Annotated in this window: 4 protein-coding genes, 1 tRNA gene and 1 rRNA gene; 1 reads left to right on the forward strand and 5 read right to left on the reverse strand. The window is 68.6% G+C overall.

The features are described from left to right. Nucleotides 1-22: 22 nt before the first annotated feature. The 3 genes from CU044_RS38235 to CU044_RS38245 all read right to left on the reverse strand — a co-directional run bounded on the left by CU044_RS38235 (nucleotide 23) and on the right by CU044_RS38245 (nucleotide 9446). Nucleotides 23-2854, reverse strand: a complete 2832-nt coding sequence (locus CU044_RS38235) for a DNA translocase FtsK (protein ID WP_129773664.1) — start codon at nucleotides 2852-2854, stop codon at nucleotides 23-25. Between the two features lie 102 nt (nucleotides 2855-2956). Further along, a complete protein-coding gene (locus CU044_RS38240) occupies nucleotides 2957-3625 on the reverse strand; it encodes a response regulator (protein ID WP_030350075.1) in 669 nt (222 codons plus the stop codon). 277 nt (nucleotides 3626-3902) lie between these two features. Further along, nucleotides 3903-9446: a HAMP domain-containing protein gene (locus CU044_RS38245; RefSeq protein WP_240046083.1), complete on the reverse strand. Its 5544-nt coding sequence runs from the start codon at nucleotides 9444-9446 to the stop codon at nucleotides 3903-3905. Nucleotides 9447-9715: 269 nt separating this feature from the next. On the opposite strand from CU044_RS38245, the gene CU044_RS38260 reads away from it, so the two are divergent. Next, nucleotides 9716-12367, forward strand: coding sequence for a SpoIIE family protein phosphatase (locus CU044_RS38260; protein WP_129773667.1), 2652 nt, complete (start codon nucleotides 9716-9718; stop codon nucleotides 12365-12367). A gap of 48 nt (nucleotides 12368-12415) precedes the next feature. On the opposite strand, the gene CU044_RS38265 is transcribed toward CU044_RS38260, so the two are convergent. Continuing rightward, nucleotides 12416-12488, reverse strand: a tRNA-Thr gene (locus CU044_RS38265). A 129-nt stretch (nucleotides 12489-12617) separates the two neighbouring features. Next, a 5S ribosomal RNA gene (gene rrf, locus CU044_RS38270) occupies nucleotides 12618-12703 on the reverse strand; the annotation flags it as partial.

The raw sequence follows: 12703 nt of genomic DNA on the forward strand, positions 1-12703 counted from the left end.
CCCACGGGGGAAGACCGCTCTCCTAGGAGAGAGACTCCCCGCGGATCACCGCGAGCACTCCATCGAGTTCGTCCGCCTTGACCAGGACATCGCGAGCCTTGGAGCCCTCGCTCGGGCCGACGATGTTCCTCGATTCCATCAGGTCCATCAGCCGGCCGGCCTTGGCGAAGCCGACCCGCAGCTTCCGCTGGAGCATCGAGGTCGAACCGAACTGTGTGGAGACCACCAGTTCGGCTGCCTGGCAGAGAAGGTCGAGATCGTCGCCGATGTCCTCGTCGATCTCCTTCTTCTTCGCCGTCCCGACCACGACGTCGTCCCGGAAGACGGGTGCCATCTGATCCTTGCAGTGCTGGACGATCGCCGCGACCTCGTCCTCGGTGACGAAGGCGCCCTGCATACGGGTCGGCTTGTTCGCCCCCATCGGCAGGAAGAGGCCGTCGCCCTTGCCGATCAGCTTCTCCGCGCCCGGCTGGTCGAGGATGACCCGGCTGTCCGCCAGGGAGGACGTCGCGAACGCCAGCCGCGAGGGCACGTTCGCCTTGATCAGGCCGGTGACGACATCGACCGAGGGGCGCTGGGTGGCCAGCACCAGATGGATTCCGGCGGCGCGGGCCAACTGGGTGATACGGACGATGGAGTCCTCGACGTCACGCGGCGCGACCATCATCAGGTCCGCCAGCTCGTCCACGATCACCAGCAGATACGGATACGGCGACAGCTCGCGCTCGCTGCCCTCCGGCGCCTTGACCTTGCCGTCGCGCACGGCCTTGTTGAAGTCGTCGATATGGCGGTAGCCGTACGCCGCGAGATCGTCGTAGCGCAGATCCATCTCCCGTACGACCCACTGGAGCGCCTCGGCGGCCCGCTTGGGGTTGGTGATGATCGGCGTGATCAGGTGCGGGATGCCCTCGTACGCGGTCAGCTCGACCCGCTTGGGGTCGACGAGGACCATCCGGACGTCCTCCGGGGTCGCCCGGACCATCACCGACGTGATCAGACAGTTGATGCAGGACGACTTTCCGGAGCCGGTCGCGCCCGCGACCAGTACGTGCGGCATCTTCGCGAGGTTGGCCATCACATAGCCGCCCTCGACATCCTTGCCGAGCGCGACCAGCATCGGATGGTCGTCCTCCGCGGCGTCCGCGAGCCGCAGGACGTCACCGAGGTTGACCATCTCCCGGTCGGTGTTCGGGATCTCGATGCCGACCGCGGACTTGCCGGGGATCGGGGAGATGATCCGTACGTCGGGGCTGGCCACGGCGTACGCGATGTTCTTGGTGAGTGCGGTGATCCGCTCGACCTTCACGGCCGGGCCCAGCTCCACCTCGTACCGCGTGACCGTCGGGCCCCGGGTGAAGCCGGTGACGGCCGCGTCGACCTTGAACTCCATGAAGACATTGCTGAGCGAGGCGACGACGGCGTCGTTGGCGGCGCTGCGCGTCTTGCCGGGCCCGCCGCGCTCCAGCAGGTCGAGCGACGGCAGCGAGTAGGTGATGTCCCCGCGGAGCTGGAGCTGTTCGGCGCGCGGCGGCAGCGGCTTGTCCCGCTCGGGCGGCGGCTTGGTCAGATCCGCGACACCGGCGGTGCCCGCGGGCGGCCTCTCGGCCTCGCGCGCCGTCGGTACGGGTACGGAACGCTCGGCCACGTCCTCGATCGGCTCTTCCGGCGGCTCCTGCCGCTCCCCGGGCCGCTGCCCCGGCTTCCGCCCGCGGTCCACGGAAACGCTCTGGGTGAGGTCCGCGACGATCGGCGAGGGCGGCATCCCGTTGAGTACGGCACCGTCCAGCGCCGCCGCGGCGGCCGCGGCCACATCCACGGCGTCCATGGGACGGTCCATGGACGGCTGTACGGAGGCCCTGCGCGGCCGGCGCCGCTTGGAGAGCGCCTCCACCTCGGCCCGGTCGGGGTCGTACTCCGCGGGGCCCCCGCCCCGGCGCATGGCCGGACGGCGTCCGCCGGAGGGAAGCGCCTCGCGCCACTGCTCGTCGTACCGTTCGTCGTCGTCGAACCGCTCGTCGTCGAACCGCTCCGGAGCATGGCCGGGCCGGACGATCCCGAGTTTCGTGCCGAGCAGCCGCAGCCGTTGCGGGATGGCGGCGACGGGGGTGGCGGTGACGACGAGCAGACCGAAGAGGGTGAGCAGCAGAAGCAGCGGTACGGCGAGGACCTCGCCCGTGGTGAAGATCAGCGGTGTGGAGGCGGCCCAGCCGATCAGCCCGCCGGCGTCCTGTATCGCTTCGGTGCCCGCGCCGCGCCCCGGGGCGCCACAGGCGATGTGGACCAGCCCGAGCACCCCGATCACGAGCGCCGACAGCCCGATGACGATCCGTCCGTTGGCCTCGGGCTTCTCGGGATAGAGGATCAGCCGTACGGCGATGGCGCCCAGCAGTATCGGCACCAGGAGATCGAGCCGGCCGAAGGCTCCGGTGATGAGCATCTCGACCAGGTCGCCCACGGGACCGCGCAGATTCGACCAGGTTCCCGCCGCGACGATGAGGGCGAGGCCGAGCAGCAACAGGGCCAGCCCGTCCTTGCGATGGGCCGGATCGAGCCCCTTCGCGCCACGCCCTATGCCGCGGAACATCGCGCCGACGCCGTGCGCCGCTCCGAGCCAGACGGCGCGGACGAGCCGGTACACACCGCCGGTGGGGCTCGGTGCGGCTTTGGGTGCCGGCTTGGCGGCAGCCTTCTTCGCGGGAGCCTTCTTGACCGGTGCCTTCTTGCCGGGCGCGGACTTCTTCGCCGCCGTCTTCTTGGCGGGCGCCGCCTTCGCGGCACCGGTCGTACGGCCGGCCCGCGGCTTTGCGGTGCCCGCCGTGCCCTGGGAACCCTTGCCGGACGTACGTGAGGCCATGATGGTGAGGTTACCGGTGTGAACGGCCGGGGACACGTGTGCCCACCGCTTCACCCGTCCGTGTCGCCCGCGCCTCGACGGGAAACTGACGTCGCCACTCGGTCAGTTCGGCGAGGGAAGGGGCGGCGAACCGCTTCCCGTACCCGGCTCCAGCGCGTCGAGCGCCCGCCGCAGACCGGTGAGTTTGCGCTCCAGATGGGCGGCGGTGGCTACGGCGGAGGCGTCCGCCGAATCGTCGTCCAGCTGTTTGGAGAGCGCCTCGGCCTGCTCCTCAACTGCCGCGAGCCGCGCGGACAATTCGGCCAGCAGCCCGGCCGGCTCCCTGACCTCGCCCGCCCCGGCCAGCTGGAGTCTGAGCAGTTCCGCCTGCTCCTTCAGCTGGCAGTTCTTCATGTACAGCTCGACGAAGACCGAGACCTTGGCGCGCAGCACCCAGGGGTCGAACGGCTTCGAGATGTAGTCCACCGCACCCGCCGCGTATCCCCGGAAAGTGTGATGCGGGCCATGGTTGATGGCTGTCAGGAAGATGATCGGGATATCGCGGGTGCGCTCCCGCCGCTTGATGTGCGCGGCGGTCTCGAAACCGTCCATCCCCGGCATCTGGACATCCAGCAGAATGACCGCGAAGTCGTCCGTCAGCAGCGCTTTGAGCGCTTCCTCCCCTGACGATGCCCGCACCAGCGTCTGATCGAGCGCGGAGAGGATTGCCTCCAGCGCCAGCAGATTCTCCGGCCGGTCATCGACCAGGAGGATCTTGGCCTTCTGCACCATGGCCGCCCGCCCTCCTCGCCCCGGCATGGGGCGCCCCCTGCTCTCGGAGCTCGGCGAAACACCGGGCGCCGCCCCAGGGGACGACTCCTTTACGCCGTCCGTCCTTGTGCCGGTCATGGTAGCCGCACCCCGCCTGTCGCCACACCCTGTCACCGTTATGTCACTGTGCTCGAAGCGGAAACGCGGCGCGAGACCAGAAGGTTCCCCGAAACGCGGGGCCTCACACGCCGTCGGGCATAGTCCGTCAGCACATCTCCCGGATTCGTGCACCCACCGATCACTTGTCGCGCATCCATTGCTCCATCACCGACAGCAGATGATCGGGGTCGACCGGCTTGGTGACATAGTCGGACGCACCGGAGTCAATGGCCTTCTCCCGGTCGCCCTTCATCGCCTTCGCGGTGAGCGCGATGATCGGCAGTCCGGCGAACTGCGGCATCCTGCGGATCGCCGTCGTCGTCGCGTAACCGTCCATCTCCGGCATCATGATGTCCATCAGAACGACTGTCACATCGTCGTGCTGCTCCAGGACTTCGATGCCCTCACGCCCGTTCTCCGCGTACAGCACCGACAGTCCATGCTGCTCCAGCACGCTGGTGAGGGCGAAGACATTGCGGATGTCGTCGTCGACGATCAGTACCTTCTCGTTGTCGAACGAGAAGGTACGAGTCTCCCGCGGCGCCTCCTGACGGTCCGCGCCGGCCACACCCGACCCCCAGGACTCCAGCCCCTGCGGCCCGCCCGACGGGCCGTCCGAGACAGCCGGGGCCCCGCCCTGGGGCCGGGAGCCCTGCGACCCGGCGCCCGCACTCTTGCGGCGGCGCCGGAACAGCGCGGCGGGACCCGGCAGTTCCGCGGGCGCGGCCGACGCCCCCAGCGACGCCTGCCCCTGTCCCGGCGCCTCCGCCGAACCCTCGTCGGCCGGACGTCCCTGCGGGTGGCCGCCCACGGAGGTCAGCTGCTGCATCCCCGCGGGCGTCAGCTGCGGATACCCCTGCGGAGGCAGCTCGCTGGGGTGGAGCGGCAGATAGAGCGTGAAGGTCGAACCGCGCCCCGGCTCGCTCGCGGCGTGGATCTCACCGCCCAGCAGCCGGGCGATCTCCCGGCTGATGGACAGCCCGAGCCCCGTACCGCCGTACTTCCGGCTGGTCGTACCGTCCGCCTGCTTGAACGCCTCGAAGATGACACGCATCTTGCCCGCCGCGATCCCGATCCCGGTGTCGGTGACCGAGAACGCGATCAGATCGCCGTCCGCGTCCCGCAGCGAACCCGCTTCGAGAAGCTGCTCCCTGATGGCGTCGGGCACATCCGTACCGGCCGGCCGGATCACCAGCTCCACCGCCCCGCTGTCGGTGAACTTCACCGCGTTGGACAGCAGATTGCGCAGCACCTGGAGCAGCCGCTGTTCGTCCGTGTGCAGCGTCGCGGGCAGCTCGGGCGAGACCCGTACGGAGAAGTCGAGCCCCTTCTCCGCCGTGAGCGGCCGGAAGGTCGCCTCCACATAGTCGACGAGCTGGACCAGTGCGATACGGGTCGGGCTGACGTCCATCTTGCCCGCCTCGACCTTCGACAGATCGAGGATGTCGTTGATCAGCTGGAGCAGATCCGAACCCGCGCCGTGGATCGTCTCCGCGAACTCCACCTGCTTCGGCGAGAGGTTCGACTCGGCGTTGTCCGCGAGCAGCTTGGCGAGGATGAGCAGCGAGTTGAGCGGCGTACGCAGCTCGTGCGACATGTTCGCCAGGAACTCCGACTTGTAGCGCATCGAGACGGCGAGCTGCTCGGCCCGCTCCTCCAGCACCTGCCTGGCCTCTTCGATCTCGGTGTTCTTCACCTCGATGTCGCGGTTCTGCTGCGCCAGCAGTTCGGCCTTCTCCTCCAGCTCCGCGTTGGACTCCTGGAGTGCCTTCTGCCGGTTCTCCAGCTCGGCGGAGCGCTCGCGCAGCTGCTCGGTCAGCTCCTGCGACTGCTTCAGCAGCACCTCCGTCTTGGAGTTGACGCTGATGGTGTTGACGCTCGTCGCGATCATCTCGGCGATCTGGTTGAGGAAGTCCCGCTGGATATGGGTGAACGGCTGGAACGACGCCAGCTCGATCACACCGAGGACCTTCCCCTCGAAGAGCACCGGCAGCACGATCACATGCGCGGGCGCGGCCTCCCCGAGCCCGGACGAGATCTTCAGATAGCCCGGCGGCACATTGACCTGGATGGTGCGCTTCTCCTCGGCGGCCGTCCCGATGAGCGTCTCGCCCGGCCGGAAGGACGTCGGCATCGACCCCGCCGAGTAGCCGTAGCTGCCGCGCATGCACAGCTCGTACGAGGTGTCCTTGCCGTCCGTACCGACCTGCGGCACCGCACCGGTCTGCATCGCCAGGAAGAACGCGCCGTGCTGCGCCGAGACCACCGGGGTCAGCTCGCTCATGATCAGCGAGGCCACGTCGTCGAGATCGCGGCGGCCCTGCATCAGACCGGAGATACGGGCGAGGTTGCCCTTCAGCCAGTCCTGTTCCTCATTGGCGAGGGTGGTGTCGCGCAGGTTGGCGATCATCGTATTGATGTTGTCCTGGAGGACCTGGATCTCGCCCGCCGCGTCGACGTCGATCTTCAGATTGAGATCGCCGCGGGTCACCGCGGTGGCCACGGCGGCGATCGCCCGCACCTGCCGGGTCAGGTTCCCGGCCATCTCGTTCACCGATTCGGTGAGGTCGCGCCAGGTGCCGTCGACGTCCCGCACCCGGGCCTGGCCGCCCAGCTGCCCGTCCGTACCCACCTCGCGGGCCACCCGGGTCACCTGATCGGCGAACGAGGAGAGCTGGTCGACCATCGTATTGATGGTGTTCTTCAACTCCAGGATCTCACCGCGGGCATCGATGTCGATCTTCTTGGTGAGATCGCCCTTGGCGATGGCGGTGGTGACCGTCGCGATCTGGCGCACCTGACCGGTCAGATTGGACGCCATCGAGTTCACGGACTCGGTGAGGTCCTTCCAGGTACCGGACACGCCCGGAACCCTGGCTTGACCGCCCAGCTCGCCCTCGGTGCCCACCTCGCGGGCGACACGCGTCACCTCGTCCGCGAACGAGGACAACGTCGTCACCATCGTGTTGACGGTATCGGCGAGTTCGGCGACCTCGCCGCGCGCCTCGACCGTCACCTTCTTCGTCAGATCACCGTTGGCGACCGCGGAGGAGACCCGCGAGATGTTGCGCACCTGACTGGTGAGGTTGTTGGCCATGGTGTTGACGTTGTCGCTGAGGTCCTTCCAGATTCCGGTGACACCCCGGACCCTGGCCTGACCGCCGAGGATGCCTTCCGTACCCACCTCACGGGCGACGCGCGTCACCTCGTCGGCGAAGTTCAGCAGCTGGTCGACCATCGTGTTGACGGTCGTGACCAGGTCGAGGATCTCGCCCCTGGCATCGACGGTGATCTTCTTCGACAGATCGCCCTTGGCGACCGCCGTGGTGACCTCGGCGATATTGCGGACCTGCGAAGTCAGGTTGTTCGCCATGAAGTTGACGGACTGGGTGAGGTCCTTCCAGGTGCCGGAGACGCCCTGGACCTCGGCCTGGCCTCCGAGGATTCCCTCGGTGCCCACCTCACGGGCCACCCTGGTGACCTGCTCGGCGAAGTTGGACAGCTGGTCCACCATGGTGTTGAGGGTGTTCTTCAGCTCCAGGATCTCGCCGCGGGCGTCCACGTCGATCTTCTGCGACAGGTCGCCCCGTGCCACCGCCGTCGCCACGCCCGCGATATTCCTGACCTGCGCCGTGAGGTTCCCCGCCATGCCGTTCACGGAGTCGGTCAGATCCCGCCAGACACCGGCGACGCCCGGCACCTGCGCCTGACCGCCCAGCCGACCGTCCGTACCGACCTCGCGCGCGACCCTGGTCACCTGGTCCGCGAAGGCCGAGAGCTGGTCGACCATCGTGTTGATCGTGTTCTTCAGCTCCAGGATCTCGCCCCGGGCGTCCACGTCGATCTTCTGCGACAGGTCACCGCGCGCCACGGCCGTGGTCACCTGCGCGATCTGGCGTACCTGATCGGTGAGGTTCCCGGCCATGAAGTTGACGGAGTCGGTGAGTTCCTTCCACGTACCGCTGACGCCGTCCACCCGCGCCTGACCGCCGAGCCGGCCCTCCGTACCCACGTCCCGTGCCATGACCGTGACCTGGTCGGCGAACGAGGACAGCTGCGCCACCATCGTGTTGACGGTGTTCTTGAGCTCCAGCATCTCGCCGGCCACATCCACGGTGACCTTCTGGGTCAGATCACCATTGGCGACCGCCGTGGTCACCTGCGCGATGTCCCGCACCTGGCCGGTCAGGTTACGGAAGGCCGTGTTCACCGAATCGGTGAGGTCCTTCCACGTCCCGGCCGCTCCCGGCACCTCGGCCTGGCCGCCGAGCCGGCCCTCGACGCCGACCTCCCGGGCGACCCGCGTGACCTCGGAACCGAACGACTTCAGCTGGCCCACCATCGTGTTGACGGTGTTCTTCAGCTCCAGCATCTCGCCCGCGACATCGACGGTGACGTTCTGCGACAGATCGCCGTTCGCGACCGCCGTCGTCACCTGCGCGATGTCCCGCACCTGAGAGGTCAGATTGCGGAAGACGCTGTTGACCGAGTCCGTGAGGTCCTTCCAGGTCCCGGCCGCGCCGGGGACCTGCGCCTGGCCGCCGAGCAGCCCCTCGGCGCCGACCTCGCTCGCCACCCGGGTCACTTCGTCCGCGAAGGTACGGAGCGTCTCCGTCATCTGGTTGATCGTCTCGGCGAGCTGAGCCACCTCGCCGCGCGCGCTGACCGTGACCTTCTGCGACAGGTCGCCGTTGGCGACGGCCGTGGTGACCTCCGCGATGCCCCGGACCTGGTTGGTCAGGTTGCCGGCCATGGTGTTCACCGAATCGGTGAGGTCCTTCCACACGCCGGCCACCCCGGGCACGGTCGCCTGACCGCCCAGCTCGCCCTCCGTACCCACCTCCCTGGCCACACGCGTGACCTCGGAGGAGAAGGACGACAGCTGGTCCACCATGGTGTTGACGGTGTTCTTCAGCTGGAGCATCTCGCCGGCCACATGAACCGTGACCTTGCGCGACAGATCACCCTTGGCGACCGCCGTCGTAACGAGAGCAATGTCACGTACCTGAGCGGTCAATCGATACGCCATCGTGTTGACGGAGTCCGTGAGGTCCTTCCACGACCCGGACATACCTCGCACTTTGGCCTGGCCGCCGAGCTTGCCCTCGGTACCGACCTCCAGCGCGACCCGCGTCACCTCATCGGTGAACGCCGACAGCTGGTCGACCAGATTGTTGACCGTACGGGCCACCTTCAGGAACTCACCGCGCAACGGCCGCTCCGCGCCGTCGGAGGAGGAGTGCGAGCGCAGCTCCATACGCTGTTCCAGGTCGCCCTCGGCGACCGCGGAGAGCACCCGGCCCACCTCGGAGACGGGCCGCGCCAGATCGTCCACCAGCGCGTTCGACGCGTCGATCGCGGCGGCCCAGGAGCCCTCACAGGCCCCCGTCTCCAGCCGCTCCGTGAGCTTTCCCTCACGCCCGACCATGCGCCGCACACGGGCCAGCTCGCCCGTGAGGTGAAGATTACGGTCGGCGACCTCGTTGAAGACGGCGGCGATCTCCGCCATCACATCGTCACCGGAGACGGTCAGGCGCTTACGGAAGTTGCCGTCCCGCATCGCCACCAAGGCCGTCAGCAGTCTGTTCAGCTCCGCCGCGTCCACCTCGATGGTCCCGTTGCTTCGGGACCGTCCGCCTTTCGCGCGCGTGCCATTGCCACGCGCCGCCGTGCCAGACTCCACCGTGTCCCTCCCGCAGGGGTTGACCGTACTGCCCGAGCTGTCTCCGAAAGCCTGCCCAGTGTTTCACCATGGCCGAACCAGGCCATAACAGTTCGGCAGCTTCGCATAGCGTCCCCGCCCCCGCAGGGTGGAAACAGCGGCGACCGGCATCCGCTCGGACAGCGAAGGTAAGTAACCTGGCATCCGGCTGTCCAACCGTCCCGGTCCGCCCGGCGGGGGCGGTGTGGCGAAGGTACTACCACCGGGCATGTGGAGGGGCGGGGCCGATCATGGCGGAGCCGGGCGTCGAAACGCGTACAAGGAGTTCTGTGATCACCGCGCGGGCGGCTGCCAGCTTCGACCCTGTCGGGCGGTCCGTCGCGACTGCCCGCGCCTTTGTCCGTGACACGCTCCAGGGGTGGGGGTACTCCGATGTCGTCGATGACGCCGTCGTCCTCACCAGTGAACTCGTCACCAACGCGGTGATCCACGCCGGCACCTCCGCCGATGTGCTCTGTCTCCGTACGGAGGACGGCGTCCGCGTCGAAGTGGCCGACCGCTACCCCGAGCGCGAGGTCCCCATCCAGGGCACCGGCCAGTCGTTCGGCAGCCCGGACCGCGAGAACGGCCGGGGCCTGCTGCTCTGCGCCGCCCTCGCCTCGCGCTGGGGTGTCGAGTACACCCCGACGTACAAGCAGGTCTGGTTCCAGCTCGACCTGCCACAGCGCCAGGTGGGCACCCGCTCGGCCGGCCCCGTCCTGCCCACGAGCCTGCTCCCCGTCGCCGACGAACGCGTACGGGTGGCCGTCGTCCAGATCGACCGCACCGGCACCATCGTCAACTGGAACGTGGACGCGGAGCACCTGTTCGGGTACGCGGCAGAACAGGTCACGGGCAAGCCCCTGACCGACATCGCCGCCTGGCCGCACACCCCCGGTATCGGCACGGGCATCGTCGAGGCACTGCAACTCTCCCGCTGGGAGGGCAGTTACGGCATCCGCGGCGCCGACGGCCGGGTCATCCCCGTGTACGCCTCCCACCTGCGGGTGCGCGACACCCACGGCGAGCCGTCCACGGTCTGCCTGCTCGTACGCGACGACGAACGCGCCGTCATCCAGACCCCGTTGCGCGCCCCCGTGACCGACACGAGCGCCGAGAGCCGGAGCGCGGACCCGTTCGAGGTCTTCATCGGCTCCCCCGCCCCCGACGATCTGGACGGGCTCCTCCAGCGCACGGTGGAACGCGCCCGCGACATGCTCGACGGCGACTCGGCGTTCCTCCTCCTCGCCACGGACGACGAGACGGAGTTGGAGGTACGGGCCTCCACCGGTCTCCCCTCCGCTCGCCAGCGCTTCGCCCGCGTCCCTGTGGAGGCCGGCACCGGCCGCTACAGCTCCGCACGCATGCCCGCCGTCCACGACGACCTCACGGCGGTCCCCGGGGCCGTCCCGCTGCTCAACGACACCGGCATGCGCTCCGTCGTGACCGTCCCGCTCAAGGTCGAGGGCAGACTCACCGGCTCCCTGGGCGTCGCCGCCGAAGGAGCCGCCCGCTACTCCAACGAGGAGGCTCTGCGCCTCCAGTTCGCCGCGGACCGTATCGCCCTGGCCGTCGAATCGGCTCGTCTCGGCGAACTCGAACGTCTGCGCCGCGGTTCGCTCTCCTTCCTCGTCGAGGCCTCCGACCTGCTCGCGGGCACGCTGGACCGGGATCAGACGCTGGCTCTGATGGCGCAGATGACCGTCCCCACCCTGGCCACCTGGTGCGCCGTCTACACGATCGCCGACCAGTCGTCGGACCCGTACCTCTCCTATGTGCTGCACGAGGACGAGGACCGCATCGACGGGCTCAAGGCCCTGCTCTCCAAGATCGATCCACCGGATCCGGTGCCCGCGCCGGGCGCGCGCATCTGGACCGCCCCGGCGGACGCGGCCCATCAGGCCGCCCTGCGCACATCCATGCGGGAGTTGGGGCGCAGTTCGAGCCCGGTCTCCTCCGGCATCGGCACGACGCTGGCGACAGCGGCGGCGGTCGGCGGCGAGACCGTCGTGCTGCCGCTGGTCGCCCGTAACCGCGTCATCGGCATGCTGACCCTCGGCAAGCCCTCGGACGACCACTTCCGCCAGGAGATCCTGGAGCTCGCCGAAGACCTCTCGCGCCGAGCGGCGCTCGCTCTCGACAACGCCCGTCTCTACTCGGAGCGTACGGCCATCAGCCAGGCCCTCCAGCGCAGCCTGCTGCCGCCGGGACTGCCTCAGGTCCCCGGGGTCGAGGTGGAGGTCATCTACCGCGCGGCGGGCGAAGGCAACGAGGTGGGCGGTGACTTCTACGACCTGTTCCCGATCCGGGACGGCGCCTACGGCTTCGCCATCGGAGACGTCTGCGGTACGGGCCCGGAGGCCGCGGCCGTCACCGGCCTGGCCCGGCACGCTCTGCGTCTGCTCGCCCGCGAGGGCTTCGGCGGCCCCGCGGTCCTTGAGCGCCTGAACGCGGCGATCCTCGACGAGGGCGCCCGCAGCCGCTTCCTCACGCTGCTGTACGGCGAGTTGTGGCCCCAGGAGGACGGGAGCGCCGTCCTCAAGGTGGTGTGCGCCGGCCATCCGCTCCCCTTGCGCCTGCGCCAGGACGGCACGGTCGAGCCGGCCGCGGAACCGCAGCCGCTGCTGGGCGTCATGGAGGACCTGGAGCTGTACGAGCAGGTGGTCACCCTGAACCCCGGGGACGTCCTCCTGTGCGTCACCGACGGCGTCACGGAGCGCAGGGAAGGCACGCGCATGCTGGGCGACGACGGCTTGGCCGACGTACTGACGGCCTGTACGGGTCTGACGGCCGGCGCGGTCGCCTCCCGCGTCCTCCGTGCGGTGGAGCGCTTCGCCGCCGAGCCCGCCTCCGACGACATGGCCATCCTCGCGATGCGCGTCCCGGAGCCCCACACCGCCTGATACAACGCGAAAGGCCCCCGCCAGTGGCGGGGGCCTTTCTTTTACTTGAGCCCCAATACGGAATCGAACCGTAGACCTTCTCCTTACCATGGAGACGCTCTACCGACTGAGCTATTGGGGCGCAGCAACGAGATAAAGCATACACGATGATCGGGGATGCACAGCACCATCCCGAGATGCCCCGAGGTGAACGAAGGGGGAACGCGGAAATGCCCCGCACCAAAGGTGCGGGGCATTTCCATCAAAAATTGTTCGGCGGCGTCCTACTCTCCCACAGGGTCCCCCCTGCAGTACCATCGGCGCTATGAGGCTTAGCTTCCGGGTTCGGAATGTAAC

The sequence above is a fragment of the Streptomyces sp. L-9-10 genome, assembly GCF_004151105.1.
Lineage (GTDB): Bacteria > Actinomycetota > Actinomycetes > Streptomycetales > Streptomycetaceae > Streptomyces.

Coding starts and splice junctions, on each gene's coding strand:
- CU044_RS38235 (WP_129773664.1), bottom strand. CDS start 2,854: ATGGCCTCACGTACGTCCGGCAAGGGTTCCCAGGGCACGGCGGGCACC.
- CU044_RS38240 (WP_030350075.1), bottom strand. CDS start 3,625: ATGGTGCAGAAGGCCAAGATCCTCCTGGTCGATGACCGGCCGGAGAAT.
- CU044_RS38260 (WP_129773667.1), top strand. CDS start 9,716: ATGGCGGAGCCGGGCGTCGAAACGCGTACAAGGAGTTCTGTGATCACC.